Consider the following 15842-nt stretch of genomic DNA (forward strand, 5'->3'; position numbering starts at 1 on the left):
TCTGACACAGCCATGCAAGAAATTAGCGATGCGCTAGCTATTGTTTTAAGTATTTCTTCATAGCCCGCGCTCAACTTTCCCTAAGCTAAAATCCTCATTTTTTCTGTTGACACACTGTACAACAGTGCATTTGTACTGCTATTTGTTTAATATGTGTGTGGCCTAATGTCATTTAAATGATACCCCTCCAACTCACCCTCAAGAATTTCCTCAGCTATCGCAAGGCAACCCTCGATTTTAGCGGGCTGCATACTGCCTGTATTTGCGGTTCTAACGGTGCCGGTAAATCATCTTTGCTAGAAGCTATCACCTGGGCGCTTTGGGGCGAAAGCCGCGTGAGTACTGAAGATGATGTCATCCACGCGGGGGCTGATGAAGTCCAGGTTGATTTTACATTTAAAAATCAAGATGTAACTTATCGGGTAATTCGCGTTCGCCGTCGCGGCGGTGGGGGGGTTTTAGAATTTCAAGTGCAGACGCCAACAGGATTTCGGGCGCTGACTGAGCGAGGGATGCGATCGACTCAGCAATTGATTGTGGATTATCTGAAGCTGGATTACGAAACTTTTATTAATTCAGCTTACCTGCGTCAGGGTCGAGCAGATGAATTCATGCTCAAAAAACCGAGCGAACGCAAAGAAATTCTGGCTGAGTTGCTCAAACTCAATCAGTACGAAGTGATGGCGGAACAAGCCAAGGATTTGTCCAAGCAGTTCAAGGGACAGGCGGAGCAGTTAGAACGGGATATGGAATCTCATCAAATCCAGTTGCAGCAGCGAGAAGCGATCGCACAAGCACAAGCTACTCTGGAAAGCGAGTTGAGGTTACTGCAACAAGGACAATTAGAAGAGACAAAACGCCTGCAACAGCTGCAAGCAATGCAGCACCAACGGCGAACTTGGGAACAGCAGCTCACCTGGCATCGCCAACAATATCAAAATTTAACTCAAGATTGCGATCGCCTCCAGCAAGATTTAGCCGCAATCCAGCAGCAGCAGCGACAATTGGAAGCTCTCCTGCAACAGGAAGGTGAAATAAGTGCTGGATATAGCCATTTTCAACAGTTGCAAGCTCAAGAAGAAAGCCTGAATCATAAATTTGAAGCTCATCAAGCTGCACAAGAACAGCGACGACAGCTAGAACGACAGCAGCAGATTGCGATCGACGCACTCAATAAGCAGCTGCAACAAGCGCAAGCTCAATTGGAAGCTTTAGGGCAACAGGAACAGGAAATTAAGCAAATTCTCAATCAATCTGCGGAAGTAGAAGCAGGTTTGGCACAATTACAGCAGGCTCGCATCCATTTGACGCATATGGATAAGTTGCAACTGCAAGTGAGTCCGTTACTGCAACGCCAGCAGCAGTTGCAAAATCAACTGGAACGCGCCCAAGCTAGGTTAAGTGCGCGTTTGGACGAACTGCGGTCTTCTGTTTCGCAACTGCAAGCGCAACACCAACGTCAGCCGCAGTTGCAGCAGGCGGTGATGGATGTTGGCTTTCAAATTGAGAATTTGGAGAAAAAACGAGTTCGTCAGCAGCGTGTGCAAGAAAAAGGGTTAGAACGGCGCAGCTTTGTGGAACGGCTCCAAGAAAATCAGCGGGAATATGAGAAACAGTTGGGAGAATTAACCCAAAAACTCCAGATGCTGCAAACGCCGGATGCGATTTGTCCGTTGTGCGATCGCCCCCTCGACCAACATCACTGGAATCGCGTTGTACAGAAAACCCAAATCGAACAAAAGGATATAGAGCAGCAATTCTGGATAGTGCGAGAGCAATTGGCTGCGTGCGAGTCGGAATTACAGGTTTTGCGGGCGGAATATAAGAAATTATCTCAGGAATTGGCTCCTTACGATTCTTTGCGGGAGCAGAGGGGACAGTTGCAGGCGCAATTGGCTGCTACCGATGATGCCCAAAATCGGTTGCAACAGTTGAAGGTGGAGGCGGTACAGATTGAGCGATCGATCCAAACTGGAGACTACGCCGGAGATGTGCAGCAGGAACTTTGGCAGCTGGAACAAAATCTGCAACAACTTAATTACGATGAGAAAAACCACGCTTTAGCCAGGAATGAGGTGGAACGCTGGCGTTGGGCGGAAATTCGGCAGGCACAAATTAAGGATGCAGTACGGCGACAAGCTCAGATAGCGGCGCGACAGCCGGAGCTTTTGGTGCAAATTATGGGAATTCAGCGCCAAATCGAGCAATCACAAACTGATTCGGAATTTTCTAGACGGATTGCGGCGTTAGATCTGCAAATTCAGGAAATTGACTACAACTTAGATCGGCACAATACGATCCGCAAGTCGCTGCGCCAAGCGCAATCTTGGCAACTGCGATATCAGGAATTGTGTCAGGCTCAGCAGCAATATCCTCAACTTTGTCAGCGTTTTCAGGAGTTGGTGCAAGTGTTGGAGGTGCGGGAAGGCGATCGCGAAGATCAATATGCACAAATAGAGTCTGTTGTCAAGCAAATCCAAACGATTCCCGATGCTACTGAGGAAATTCAAACTCTGGAGAGGCAGATATTCGATCGACGCACCCAGTTAGATGAATACCTGGCTAGACTGGGAGGGCTGCAACAGCGATCGATTCAGTTGGAAGCGCTTCAGGCTCAGTATGACAAACAGCAGCAAAAACTCGCGGAAACTCGCAAAAAATATCGCGTTTACGAGGAATTGAGTAAAGCTTTCGGCAAACACGGCATCCAAACTTATATGATTGAGAATATCTTGCCTCAGTTGGAAGCCGAAACGAATTCCATCTTGGCGCGGCTAAGCGGTAATCAGTTGCACGTTCAGTTTGTCACCCAAAAAGCTGGGCGCAGCGGTCGGTCTTCCGCTAAAAAAACGGCTAAAATTATTGACACCCTGGACATTTTGATCGCTGATGCTCGCGGGACTCGTCCTTACGAAACTTATTCGGGTGGAGAAGCTTTTCGGATTAATTTTGCGATTCGGCTAGCTTTGGCGAGATTGCTGGCGCAAAGAGCGGGTACGGCGCTGCAAATGCTGATTGTCGATGAGGGATTTGGAACGCAGGATCGGGAAGGATGCGATCGCCTGATTGCAGCGATAAATGCGATCGCGTCTGATTTCGCCTGCATCCTCACCGTCACCCATATGCCATCCTTCAAGGAAGCCTTCCAAGCGCGGATCGAAGTTGCCAAAACTCAAGATGGATCGCAATTGAGTTTATCGATCTAATTTCTGGGAACTGTGCTACAATATCTAATTGTGCCGATATAGCTCAGTGGTAGAGCACTCGATTCGTAATCGAGCGGTCGTGGGTTCAAATCCCACTATCGGCTTTTGAAGATTCCCAGATAAGGTATAAATTGACATCTGGTTAACGCAGATGCGATCGATATTTACCCATCATTTTGGAATAGAGGTGTAATTGCAAGCGATCGATTATGCAGTGTTTTCGTCCCTACTGCTACTACCACCCGCAACTACACCCAGTTTAGGTGAAGGAAGGATATTTAGTCACTTTACCAATGCTGAGGGAGTGACAGGGATTACAGGAATTGTTGGTGATAATCTAGAGGTAGGCCAGCAAGTTATTGTCAGTGAATTGCGGTTTGGACAAGGCTCAAACCCATTTTTGGCAAACGAAACCGGTGATATATTCCTGACAGATTTGGGTTTTGAGGCTACGGAGGGGAAACTGGAACTAATCGGTGTTTTTGGTGATAAGCAAAAATTCGCGCTCCAGTTTTCCGAAGAAACAGCGTTATTATTAAATAATATCAGAGTCAGGCCAGTAAGAATAGCAAAGAATTTATTGAACCTTGGCGGAAGTATATACAGTATTCCTGGCAGCAGTACAATTAAAGGCCAATGTGTAGTAATGAGGATTAGATTATGAGCAAAATCGATCTAAATTTATTAATGAACAATTTAGAATCATCGCAAGTAGAAAAGCAGGTGCTTGCTGTAGAAAAAGCTGGAGAAATAGTTAATTATATAGCCGTTCAAACGATCGAAGCATTTAGGAAAAGCCAACACCGTTTTTTGATGGCAGAACGACTATATCATTTAGGTTCAGTAGTTGTTCCACCCCTGGAAAAACTTCTGAAAGAATCGGATAATTCAGAAACGAGTATTTTGGCAGCGGTTATACTTCTAAGATTCGGCTCTAAAGTAGGAGTTTCTTGCTTGTTAGAGGCTGTTGCTAAAGATGAAGAATACCCTTGCTTGGCTGCAACTTCTCTAGCAGCAGCAGGTATTAAGGAAGCGATCGAGCCAATGATTAATCGCCTAAAAAGTTGCGATCTGAAAAATGTTGATTTAGCGATCGGTATTCTCAGTGCATTAGAAGATTTGGGAAGTGAGATTCCTTCAGATTTGCGCGATCGCCTAACTGCTGAAGATGCTCATTGGCAAATTCGTACATATGCCAAAAGATTTGTTGTCTATCAAGAAAATAGAGTAGAAAACGGTCAGATTAAAAAAGCGATCGCATCACTATAATTAACTTAAAAAGGGGGTAAATATAATGGAGCATAAAATTTTAATTCATACCCATGTTGGCTCAGATGGCATATTGCAATTAGCAGTACCAACAGAATTTAAAGATGCCGATTTAGAAGTGACAGTAACTATTAAACCTGTCACCCTAGCACCAAAGAAAACACCAGAAGAATTAGGTTGGACTCCCGGTTTCTTTGAGAGGACAGCAGGCGCTTGGGTAGGAGAACCTTTAGTAAGAGAGGAACAAGGGGAGTATGAAACGCGGGAGGAATTAGCTTGACAGCGGATAGAAGATTGGGGGTAAACGGGTGAAAGATCGATCGCACTTTTTCTTGTTTCCTGGGGAAGAGTCCGATCGCATTTCCATCTTCATTTCAATTTATTAAAAAGTTTTAATTTATATCATGTCCCCTAGCATCGGTTGTGTATATTTGTAGGGGCGAAGCATTCGGGCGACAATCGATCGCAATTACGAACAATCTTTCTGCCCGAATGCTTCGCCCACCCCTTACGCAACCATAGCCATTTCTAAATTTCGCTACAATTGCCAATAAAGTGCGGTGCAAGGATACCAGCAATGCTGCGGCGGTTTTGGCGGTCGATACAACGGTTTTTTCGGCGATTGTTGGGGATTTCGAGAAGAACTCCTCCCCAAACCTCTCCGCCAACGGGGACTCAGCAAAATTCTTTCTCCCCCGTAGAAGCGAAGGGAGGTAAACTCCAACGGACGGATATTGAGTATGAAGTAATATTTAACGAACTGCTGGGGCGGTTACTGGCGCAACTACCTCAATTAGATGATGTTGCTTTGGGTGAGGAGATAGAGGCAGATGTTAAAACAGATGATGCAGAGGCATGGTTTGAACAAAGTAATCAGCAATACAAGAGAGGGGATTTTTGGGATGCTGTCGCATCTTGTGACAAAGCTTTGGCGATTCAACCTGACTTTCACCTTGCCTGGTATAACCGGGGAAATTCGCTATATAACTTAGGACGATTAGAAGAAGCGATCGCATCTTATGACAAAGCTTTGGCGATTCAACCTGACAAACACGAAGCCTGGAATAACCGGGGAATTGCACTAGGTAATTTAGGACGATTAGAAGAAGAGATCGCATCTCTTGACAAAGCTTTGGCGATTCAACCTGACGATCACAAAGCCTGGTATAATCGGGGATTTGCGCTGGATGACTTAGGACGATTAGAAGAAGCGATCGCATCTTATGACAAAGCTTTGGCGATTCAACCTGACAAACACGAAGCCTGGAATAACCGGGGAATTGCGCTAGATGACTTAGGACGATTAGAAGAAGCGATCGCATCTTATGACAAAGCTTTGGCGATTCAACCTGACCATCATAAAGCCTGGATTGGTCGAGGTATTGCAGTGGGAAAATCACCTCACTATAATCCCCAAGCTGCCATCATTATACAGATGCAATTTCCCAAATCTTCTGCCGTGATACCCAATCCCACCTTAAATCAGCGTGGCTATCAAGGAGCGTTGTTATGTTATCAAGAAGGATTGAAACATTGCCCCCAAGAAACGCACCCTGAAGGTTGGGGAGAATTGCATCACGCCATTGGCTATGCTCATTATATCCAAGGAAAAATTTCTGCCTCTCAATCCTATTGGAAAAAAGCCGTCACCAGTTATCATCAAGCACTCAAAACTCTAACTCCAGATACCTTTCCCGAACTGCATTTACAGGTTTTGCAAGATTTAATCAAAGCATTGTTAGGATTAAGGCGAACCCCCGAAGCAGAACAATTAAAACGAGATGGCACAGATTTATTGCGGCGTTTACTAGCTGAATCGAAAAGCCCTGGTAAGAAAGAACAACTCGCCTTCAAATTTGTCAGCTTCCAACAAATAACCGTTGATATCGCCATCCAACGTGGGCAAATCATCGAAGCATTAGAAACCGCAGAAGCCGGAAAAAATGCCTGCCTCTCTTGGCTACTCTATGCCTATAGCGATGAAATTGCATCTCCCAACTATGCCGAAATTCAACAACTTTTACAGCCCACAACTGCGATAGTTTACTGGCATCTCAGCCCCGCCGCCTTAACTACTTTTATTATTAAACATGGAGAAACCCCACAGACCCTAGAAACCCGGTTTCTTGGAGAAACCGGGTTTCTGGAACAACGCCTAGATAAATTTGAAAAATGGGTGAAAGATTGGAATCAACAATACGCCGACTATGGCAAAGGTAAGGAATCCGAAACAGAAACAACATCCGACTGGCGCGATAACTTACCCGAAAAGTTACGGCAACTAAAAGAAATTCTCGACATCCCAAAAATTGAATCCACCCTTACCGGAATCACCCATTTAATCTTAATTCCCCACCGCGACTTACACCGCTTTCCCCTTCATTCCCTGTTTGCCGATAAATTCACCATTACCTATTTACCCAGTGCCAAAATTGGGTTAATCGCACAGGGAAAAAACACGCAAAATCAAGGCAAACTTTTAAGCGTAGAACATCCCAACAGCGAAGGTTTTGAAGACTTAGCCTACGCGGAAATTCAATCAACCGCCATATCCCAACTCTTTGAAAATCCCCAACGCCTCAGTGACAACGCCGCCACCGTCCAAGCCATCAAAACCGCCCTTGCCTCACCTTACTCAATCTTTCACTTCACCGGACATGGAACCTACAACTTTTTCAATCCCAAAAAATCCTATTTAGCCCTCAGCGGCAACGATAAACTTACCATAGAAGAAATTGTCCAAATCCCCCTTCATCCCTGCCAACTCATCTGCCTTGTTGCTTGCGAAACCGCCATCACAGGCAACCAAAGCATCACCACCGAATATGTCGGACTCGTCAGCGCATTTCTCAGTCGCGGTGTAACCTACGTCGTCAGTACCCTGTGGACGGTGGAATCAGAAGCCAGTGCCTTAATAATGATGAAATTTTACCACCTTTTGCGGCAAGGAGAAGCGGAACCCGTCGCCCTGAAAAATGCCCAAAAATGGTTGCGAGAGGCAACTTGGGGTGATATCCAAAGCTTTTATGCCCAAACCTTAGCATCCCTCCCTGCCGATGCAGATAATAACCTGGGTTTACTCTTAGAAGACGCCCTCAACCGAGCGAATACAATGGAAACAGACCACCAACCATTTACCCATCCTTACCATTGGGCCGCTTTTACCATTACGGGTCACGCCTAAATTCTATGAAACCTGCTGCTAAAAATACCCTCAAAGCATTCCTGGTTGCTTTATATCAACAAAACTCACCTTTATCAGAGTCACAAACCACAAAATTGCACCAAATAGCCGCAGCAATTTCCGATAATATTGCTCAACTCGATACCATAGCCAAAAGCGATTCTACCTTCAATCAATATTACCAAAAAAACCGCCAAGCCTTGCTCAACCCGGCGGCAGTCCAAAAACAAGGTCTAAAACCAAAAGTAAACGAAGCAGCAGAAAATCGCGCTAAGGAAATCGAAAATATTTCAGTTGATTTAAACGACAATGAACTATTAGAAACTGCCCAGAAAGTTTTAACCGCCCCCGACCCGGTAAAAGCAGCACGAGAAATCCAAACTATTCCCTATTTGCTGCCAGAAATCCCCATCCTTTAACCCATGAATCAACCGATTAAATTAATTTATCCCACGCTTGACCTTTTTCTCTACGACCTGCGAGAAGGTTTAGGTCAATCTGAGGAAAACATCCACCAAAATCGCTGGGATTTTTGGCAAAAAGTCTATAACGATTCTAAACTGAATAGTTCGGGAAAATACCTAGATGAAGCATTTTTCCGACAACTCGCCAAGAGGGAAAAAGCCGAAGCCAGTTTCGTCCAACTGCTAGAAAATCAGCAAGTAGAAAGTTTTGAACTTCCCCTTGATGGTTATTACTATCCCCTCCAGTTAGGCGACACTTACGCCCTGCAAGTTGATTGTTCTGGTAACTACGCCGACGGCAAACAAACCCTCAACGATACGCCCCAAGAAATCGGCATTTTAACCCAACGAAAACAAACAATTTTGCAACATATCGGCGGCGAAAACGTGAGGGGAAAAATCGGTCAAACCTGGCTGATGTGGGGACAAATTGACCAGGATATTCAAGATGAAACAAAGCTTGAAAATATCGCCAAAGAATGTTATAATCAGCTTTCTAACAACCCGGATTGGCATCGCGATTTCTGGGGCAAAGGCAATTATTTAGGCGCAACCGTTTTTGACCTGTGGCAGTTTCCTTCTAATTGGGAAAAGCTGAAAGAAGAAAGCGAACATTTGCAAATCTGGCTATTTCCCCATCACCTTTCAATCGATACGATCCGCCAAACAATGGCAGAGATTTATGTAGATTTAATCCGCCTATTCAGCTATCGCCATAAAATAATTTGGTCTTACGCCCAAAGCCACAAACCCAAAAATGCCCTGAAAAACGATTATCTCTTAGTTAAAAATTCTGTCAGCGCGATCGTTCCCTCCGATCGCCAAATTCAGCCTGCCCAATCCGATTTAAAGCAATTAGAAACAACCCTAAATAATACTTTCAATACACTCGCTCAATATGCGATAGATTTAGATAAATTAAATGCCCAAAGCCGCACCCTAGATATTAACATCGAAAATTATCAACAACGCCTAAAACGATTGGCAGAAAAAGATAAAAATCCCCAAAAAGATTTAAGCTTTTTAATCGAATTTGGTGATTTTGCCAAAGAACGCTATTTGCGACAAGTAGAAGCCGATTATACCAGCCTCAGCACCGGATTAACCTTACTAGAAAACCTAATTCGTACCCTAGAAGGCACCAGCAACATCCGCCAAACTGCAAGCGATCGCACCCTCAACAAAACCGTCGCTATTGCAGGTATCGGACTCGCCGCCAGCCAAGCTGCCTCAGCCATAATCCTCGCCCAACCTCCTAGCGGGAAAAATGCCCTGGCATTCCAAACACAAGTCTTCACTATCAGTTTAGGCATAGGTGCGATCGCCAGTCTGATAACCTTCCTCATCCTGCGCCGCTTCCACCGTTAAAATGTTTTAAATAGAAGCGGTAGGGAGACTCAAATGACCCCAGCAGCGATCGCAACACCCACCAAAGAATCACCCCTTTTATTTGAGGGACTGACCTAGAGAATGAAATTTACTATGAAAAGATGAGCAGTAGTGAAGAAGTCAAAGGAATCGATCTCGATTTGTTGTTGCGTTGTATCAATATGGTAAATCATGTTGATGCAATTAAGACTTTTCAACAAGCACTCCAGAAATAGCCTGAAGTTTCCCCACTAGCGAGAGAAATTCACACAGAAACCTTTTTCTTCAAATTCTCATCTGGTGGCCCCAATTTTGTCACATCGTAATCATTAGCAGGATAAGAACGGGAAGGACGATCGACAAATAAACCAGATCTAGTACGTGCTGGTAAATAACTCAGCACCCAAGCGCGTGCGTGCAAACAAAATTCTACAAAGCTTTTGACCGCAGGATGAGGCGCTTTTTTTTCAAAAGCTTTTAGCGATCGCTCATCTATAATACAACGAAATACCAACTCAACCAGTCTTTTAGGAACGAGGGGAAACCAATTAGAAATTAAGTTAACAAACAATTCATACAATTCTTTAGTAGCAGGAGACTTATAAATATACTTATCCTCATATTCCTGCTTAAAATGTTCCATTTCTTCTAGAGAATCAGGCAAATTTTCGATCTTCATTCGTTTACCAATCTCTAAGCAGAAATTTAGCCATGCCAGCCGTTCTTTTTCTGACATTCGTCGCCAGCCAAAGCGATCGTTCCAGTAGATAGGTTCTAAAATGAAAGTAGCGATGCCGTAAATAAAGTCTTGATTATTTATTGGAAAATGGCCGTGAATATAGTTCATCCGTTCAATGCAGGCACGACCTTTTTCGCTATCATAGCCATACTTGATAATTTCAAACATCAAAATTGAGCTATCATCATAGCGCTTCTGAGTGTGTGCCTTTGTGTAACCGCGTTTTGCTACTAAACCAGCTATCCTGGGACTTGCAAAAGCCCTAACAAACGCCAGTTCGATGTAACTTCGCTGAAAGTCCCAAGGGAACTCATAACTAACCATAATTTTGACAATTTCTGAACGATCCTTAACTGGATCTAATTGCTCTATTTTCCTGAGATTATCGTAACGCCCCATTTTCTGTTCCTTTGGCTATAAAATTGATGGGGATTTCCTTTTTAGTAGTTTTATCTTCTACGATGTACTTGCAAATCAATTTACCTGTGCGGAAATCCACGCCAAGTAAGGTGCAGATCCAGCCACTAAGGGCAAAGCAATAATTTCCGGAACTTCGTAAGAAATCAGTTCTCGAATCTTCGCTTCCAGAGTTTCAAATTTAGCCAAATCTGTCTTAATCAGCAGTTGCCATTCTTCTTCTTTGTGCAACTGCCCTGACCAAATTAAAATCGATTTTATGGGAAATAAGCTGACACAAGCGGCCAGTTTTGATTCTACTAAATTTTGTGCGATCGCTTCAGCTTCTTCTCGCGTGCCAGCCGTTACCAGAACCACTCCATAGCGCACTTTTGCAGATTCTTTATCCATCATCTCCAATTGCGTTAGCCAACATCAATTATAGAATAAGCTTTCACCTTTTGCTTAAAATTATACAGCTGTATCTCTTCTAGCTAAATACATATGCTCTATATTTCCTCCTGGTAAAATCGTGCCTGTCAATTTAGCGCCATCAAAGTTTGCTCCTGTCAGTATCGCATCTTTGAGATCGGCATCGGTTAAATTTGCCTGAGTTAACCTTGTCCATTTTAAATTTGCCTTTTCCAAATAAGCTCTTGTTAGGTTGGCTCCCGTCAAATCTGCGCCTATCAAGTTTATCCCCCGGAGCAAGGCTTCACTTAAATCTGCCGCCATTAGATTAGCTCCTTCTAGGTTAGCGCCGCTGAGTTTAGCTTCGCTAAGATTAATTCCATCCAGCTCAACGCCACTCAAATCTACTCCATTTAAGAATGCACTGTTGAGGTTGACACCGTTTAACAAAGCTCCATACAGCATAGCACCGCTCAATCTCGCACCCTGTAGATTAGCCCAGTTAAGATTCGCACCGCTGAGGTTTGCTCCTCGCAAATTGATATCTTGCAAATTAGCTCCGCAGAGATTAGCACCCCAGAGATTAGCGCCTCGAAAGTTGGCTCCTTTGAGATTAGCACCGCTCAATCTTGCCCCTGGTAGTTTTGATTTGACAAAGACAGCACCGTTGACTTGTGCTTTCATTAAATCTGCTTCGACTAATTTGGCTTCTCCCAGTTTGGTAAATGTTAAATTAGCCCAGTTTAATAAAGCTCCACTCAAGTCTGATTTATTGAGAGAAGCCCTGGTCAGATTAGCGCCTCTCAGATTAGCACCTGTAAGGTTTACGCCGACTAAAGTCACTTCTGCTAAGTCTGCTCCGCTGAGATCGATCCCAGCAAAGTTTCTGTTTCCATCTTGGTAAAGTTCTACTATTTCTGTAACTTTCATATTTCCTCTGCCTCTATCTGTTATTTGTATGGAAGGTATGTCGAATCAAGTTTGACTAATCCGATATACACAGCGCTTTTTAAAACGACACAATAGCGATACCAATAAATTAACAAAATTTATTCCGGTAGATTAAAATAAGGGTCTACTGGAAATAAATAGCGATCCCTTAAGGAAAATTTTACTATTTAAACGCAGGTCATTTTATCAAATAAGTAGTATATGTTACAAATATTTTCAAAAAGTTGAAAAACGGAACAATAGCCCTGTGAGGTACAGCGCTAGTCCAGTAAAAGTATTTGACAAAATCAACTAAATGTGCATTCTTGTACAGACCCTGGCAGGGTGAAGCATGGCGATCGCCTGCGGAGGGAAAATTTGTTGGCGTCGATCGATTATCGCCCAAATCCTCATGCCTCCGGCAGACAGTGCGATCGCCACGACGCAATACATATGTTCATTTGTTTGTCAATAGCTTTACTGCGACTGGCGCTCTAGACGACAATGAGTCGCTAGCCGTAAGTTAGCCCTAATTAAATTATCAAAACTTTAAGCACTGGGAAAAACCGCTGCTCCAGCCAATTCCCAGCCTAAAACAGTCTAAGTTGTAGAGAGAGAATAAACTTGACCGTCTATTAGCAACCGCGTAATTCCTTTTGCTTTCAAATAGGGAGAAGCCTTCTGAAGCATTTTGCCATCAGGAACTTTAATCACCCGCTGGGCGCGATTGGAAAAACGTCTAGCGACCCGGTGATTGTCAAAAACAGGTAAAGTTCGCTGTTGCACTTCTTCCTTGGGAATCTGACCCAAGTCGCCAAAATCCTTGAGCGGTCGGGTAATCAATTCCGCCGCACGGTCTACTACCAAGTAACAAGGTTTGGGAAAAGACGCTTCCGATAGAGGCAAAACCTGTACTAAGGCATTGCTTGGTACTCGTCTTTTTGGGAGTAGAATTTCCTCATCCAGGTCATCTTCATCAGAGTCTTCTAGATCTTCTAGATCTTCTAGGTCATCTTCATCTTCATCCAAATCAGCCAAATCTTCTTCATTATCCAGGAGATCTTCTCCTAGCATTTCTTTGATAGTGCTGGCTTCTGTACTATAAGCTTCATCCAAGAGATCGTCTTCAGCACTAGAGGCCCTTGCCGCAGGCACATTTAGAAGTGGAAGTATCTCTTCTGCTTCTTCTGCTTCTTCTGCTTCAGTTAGAGAAGAAAATCCTGCTGAAGAGCGCTTACGCAGTCTTCTGGCGGTAGATAGGGATAGTTCTGCTTGGGACTGTTCGCTAAGATCGGTGTCGATCGACTCTTCTGCTTCAGCAATACTTGTGTGCGGACGCATCGATCGTTTTTGCTGGATTAACGTCTCGTAGTCATCCGGTGACAAAGTACTTTTGAGTAAGCGACTGATGGTAGAGTGACTGACATCATAGCGGCGAGCCAGTGTTGAGGTTGTTTCTTCTGGATTTCGGTATAGCTTAAGTATTTCAGCTTTGTCTGCTTGTGTTAATTTTTTGGCGGTCATAACGCTTGACTTCCCCTAAGTACGCCTACGCCCACCACCCCGGCGGGAACGACTTGATGTATCGTATTCCAGGGCAGCTCCAATAGCAAACAGCACGCCGCTGAACACCCAGAAAACTTCTGGCAGAGAACCGCTTTCGTAATTTGGTTGTTTCTCAGCCCACTTAAACCACATATCGGCTATGTACAGAGACAAGGCTGCTGCTGCAATCATCCGCCAAGACTGGGAAAAACGACCCCCCCAAAAGGCTAGTAATAACATTGTGGCAAGAATTAAAAGGGCAACATCACAAACCACATAAAACAAACTCACCCAAGGAACAAGAGGCTGTAATTGTTTGTCCATCTGCTCGATCCAAGAAGGTGAAGATTGTGATGTCGATGCAGCTGGTTTGGAATTGGGGGCAGGATTTGCTGCTGATGTCGGTTTTGGTTTCTGCTGTGCCGCAGGTGGTTTTGAGACCGGTTTGGCAGTGGGTGATGCAGTTGTTGTGCCTTGTGCAACTATTGATGGTGGAGGTGCTGCCTGGGCTGCGGAAATGCCGGGGGCAGATATCCAGTAAGCTAGGGCAATGCCTATGGCTGCGATCGCAGCGACGATTCCCCACTGCCACTTTTCCAAATTCAGTCGCCTAGAGGTGACTGCCAGTATCATTCCCCAACCAAGAGAAATATAAGTGGCAATAAAGAAAAGATCTCCTAGAGATATATCGGGTTCTAGACCCAAAGCCAGCTCCCAATAGCCAAATAGTAAGTTTCCCAGGAAATAGAACAGCATCCCCAGACCAAATCCCAGCCATACCTGACGTCCGCTGACAATCTGAGGACTGCGCCAATTTCTAAAACATAATATGGCTGCTGACAGATATGCGACTTCTTCAAAAACGTATGTACCGATTAAATACCAAAACGGACGCTCCTCTCCTGATGGTGTAATGCTAAATAGCAAGAAAAACAAAAGTGCTAGAACTGCCCAAGCAATTCCGGCTAGGACGATCGTCCGTACTGGCAAAAGGGATTTAGGACTGGATGATTTATCCGAAGGGTTGCTCATAGGGATTCATAGAGGAAATAGCTGGCAATGGAAAGCACAGACGTCAATCAGTTTTTGACCGCTGTTGAGATCGGATATTTTACCCCAGGTGTGCTCTTCTCAGTCGCTCTACTACAAGTCATTGCATTTTTTTGGCACCTTTTCAAGGCTACTGCCAAAGCTTACCGAGGGGAGATTGATTCAACCATTCGATAAACTGGGTCTGTTCAGATCCTGGCAGGTCTTGTAGGGTGTCCATAGCTCGACTGACGAAGCTGGCGTTTCCGAAATATTGTTTACCAAGACGATAAAGTTCTTGCAACAGGGTAATTAGATGATGTTCTTCCCAAGGGGGAAGCTGGTTGGTACTCAGCGGGTCCATTGTGAGCAGGTTATTGATAGCTTGGGGAGAGTCTGCCTGTGGAAAGCGCCACTGTTGAAGTATTTCCGTCAGATTTTTTTGAAACAATCCCGCCTGTCTGGCTCCTAAGAGATCTTCTATGTCTATATAAACCCCTTGGAGCAGCAACAGACAGGCTTGAGTGAGAGCAGTCGTTTTTGCATCGCCAGCGACATCGCCAGCGAGCTGATCTAAACGGATCTTGCCCCAGACACTATATCGTTCCGGTTCCTCCAATAGGACACAGGCTTTCCCTCGGTTATCCGTCAGATCCCGCCAGAAGGCTTTAGCTTCTTCCTCTTGGTTCGCTCTGAACACACTGATTAAGCGAAACGTTTGCCCCTGATAATTGAGAATCGGAATCTGCTGGTCCCGCTTTGGGTGCTGAACGCTTGTTATTTCAACATCCTGCCGTTTCAGAATAAACATGACACTGGCAATTGACTCCTGGTGAGAACCTCCGGTGCAGCTCTTGGCGTTGAGTGTAATTACGCCTGCGACACTCTTGATATGCAGAATGCTGGTTTACCAGGTGCGGCTGAACTGCGATCGCAAATTAATATCACACTATCTTATCCAAGGCTCATTCTCTTGGTTTTTAGTGTACAACTATCGGATGGCTGTTCTACGCTCAGTTGTGGCAAAAGTTCGATCTGCTGACTTTTCCGATCCGATCGCACCACAAATCTTATCAATTTTGATAATATAGGCACACAGACAATTGGGTGCGTAACTCAGGTGGATAGAGTAGCAGCCTTCTAAGCTGCGAGTCGCAGGTTCGAGTCCTGCCGCACCCGTTTTACCGAGCGAAAAATACAGTCTCTCCAATAACCCACCTTTGTGTAAGCCATAGGAGTGACTTCATAACCATCTTTGTATTATGAAAATAAGCAACTTCCATTTGCCTAAGCGAAATTAA

General features: G+C 44.5%; 14 protein-coding genes and 2 tRNA genes. 10 read left to right on the top strand and 6 right to left on the bottom strand.

Annotated features, from left to right (window positions below):
- Window positions 1-176 precede the first annotated feature (176 nt).
- From sbcC to H6G03_RS14440, 8 genes are all read left to right on the top strand, one after another.
- Window positions 177-3206, top strand: a complete 3030-nt coding sequence (sbcC, locus tag H6G03_RS14405) for an exonuclease subunit SbcC (RefSeq protein ID WP_190465063.1) — start codon at window positions 177-179, stop codon at window positions 3204-3206.
- 32 nt (window positions 3207-3238) lie between these two features.
- Window positions 3239-3310: transfer RNA gene (locus H6G03_RS14410), tRNA-Thr, on the top strand.
- Between the two features lie 89 nt (window positions 3311-3399).
- Window positions 3400-3870 carry a hypothetical protein gene (locus H6G03_RS14415; protein WP_190465064.1) on the top strand — a complete coding sequence of 157 codons (471 nt, stop codon included), beginning with the start codon at window positions 3400-3402 and terminating at the stop codon, window positions 3868-3870.
- Entirely contained in the window at window positions 3867-4475 is a 609-nt protein-coding gene (locus H6G03_RS14420; RefSeq protein ID WP_190465065.1) for a HEAT repeat domain-containing protein, read from the top strand. Before H6G03_RS14415 ends, H6G03_RS14420 begins: the two co-directional genes overlap by 4 nt.
- A gap of 25 nt (window positions 4476-4500) precedes the next feature.
- On the top strand, window positions 4501-4755 hold the full coding sequence (locus H6G03_RS14425; RefSeq protein WP_190465066.1) for a hypothetical protein: 255 nt from the start codon (window positions 4501-4503) through the stop codon (window positions 4753-4755).
- Window positions 4756-5052: 297 nt separating this feature from the next.
- Window positions 5053-7659 carry a CHAT domain-containing tetratricopeptide repeat protein gene (locus H6G03_RS14430; protein WP_190465067.1) on the top strand — a complete coding sequence of 869 codons (2607 nt, stop codon included), beginning with the start codon at window positions 5053-5055 and terminating at the stop codon, window positions 7657-7659.
- 5 nt (window positions 7660-7664) lie between these two features.
- Entirely contained in the window at window positions 7665-8078 is a 414-nt protein-coding gene (locus tag H6G03_RS14435) for a hypothetical protein (RefSeq protein ID WP_190465068.1), read from the top strand.
- 3 nt (window positions 8079-8081) lie between these two features.
- Window positions 8082-9491, top strand: coding sequence for a hypothetical protein (locus H6G03_RS14440; protein WP_190465069.1), 1410 nt, complete (start codon window positions 8082-8084; stop codon window positions 9489-9491).
- 265 nt (window positions 9492-9756) lie between these two features.
- Here the strand turns inward: H6G03_RS14440 and H6G03_RS14450 are convergent, their stop codons facing one another.
- The 3 genes from H6G03_RS14450 to H6G03_RS14460 form a co-directional block, all read right to left on the bottom strand.
- Window positions 9757-10629: a DUF2236 domain-containing protein gene (locus H6G03_RS14450; protein WP_190465070.1), complete on the bottom strand. Its 873-nt coding sequence runs from the start codon at window positions 10627-10629 to the stop codon at window positions 9757-9759.
- A gap of 75 nt (window positions 10630-10704) precedes the next feature.
- On the bottom strand, window positions 10705-11037 hold the full coding sequence (gene cutA / locus H6G03_RS14455) for a divalent-cation tolerance protein CutA (RefSeq protein WP_190465089.1): 333 nt from the start codon (window positions 11035-11037) through the stop codon (window positions 10705-10707).
- Between the two features lie 60 nt (window positions 11038-11097).
- Window positions 11098-11967, bottom strand: a complete 870-nt coding sequence (locus H6G03_RS14460; RefSeq protein WP_190465071.1) for a pentapeptide repeat-containing protein — start codon at window positions 11965-11967, stop codon at window positions 11098-11100.
- Window positions 11968-12293: 326 nt separating this feature from the next.
- Between H6G03_RS14460 and H6G03_RS14465 the strand changes: the two genes are divergently transcribed.
- On the top strand, window positions 12294-12494 hold the full coding sequence (locus H6G03_RS14465; protein WP_190465072.1) for a hypothetical protein: 201 nt from the start codon (window positions 12294-12296) through the stop codon (window positions 12492-12494).
- 73 nt (window positions 12495-12567) lie between these two features.
- Here H6G03_RS14465 and H6G03_RS14470 read toward each other — a convergent pair whose 3' ends face one another.
- From H6G03_RS14470 to H6G03_RS14480, 3 genes are all read right to left on the bottom strand, one after another.
- Window positions 12568-13491 carry a helix-turn-helix domain-containing protein gene (locus tag H6G03_RS14470; RefSeq protein WP_190465073.1) on the bottom strand — a complete coding sequence of 308 codons (924 nt, stop codon included), beginning with the start codon at window positions 13489-13491 and terminating at the stop codon, window positions 12568-12570.
- 15 nt (window positions 13492-13506) lie between these two features.
- Window positions 13507-14544 carry a hypothetical protein gene (locus H6G03_RS14475; RefSeq protein ID WP_190465074.1) on the bottom strand — a complete coding sequence of 346 codons (1038 nt, stop codon included), beginning with the start codon at window positions 14542-14544 and terminating at the stop codon, window positions 13507-13509.
- Window positions 14545-14692: 148 nt separating this feature from the next.
- Window positions 14693-15352 carry an Npun_F0813 family protein gene (locus H6G03_RS14480; protein WP_190465075.1) on the bottom strand — a complete coding sequence of 220 codons (660 nt, stop codon included), beginning with the start codon at window positions 15350-15352 and terminating at the stop codon, window positions 14693-14695.
- Window positions 15353-15646: 294 nt separating this feature from the next.
- On the opposite strand from H6G03_RS14480, the gene H6G03_RS14485 reads away from it, so the two are divergent.
- Window positions 15647-15720, top strand: a tRNA-Arg gene (locus H6G03_RS14485).
- The last annotated feature ends 122 nt before the right edge of the window (window positions 15721-15842 follow it).

It is taken from the genome of Aerosakkonema funiforme FACHB-1375, from assembly GCF_014696265.1.
Taxonomy (GTDB): Bacteria; Cyanobacteriota; Cyanobacteriia; order Cyanobacteriales; family Aerosakkonemataceae; genus Aerosakkonema; species Aerosakkonema funiforme_A.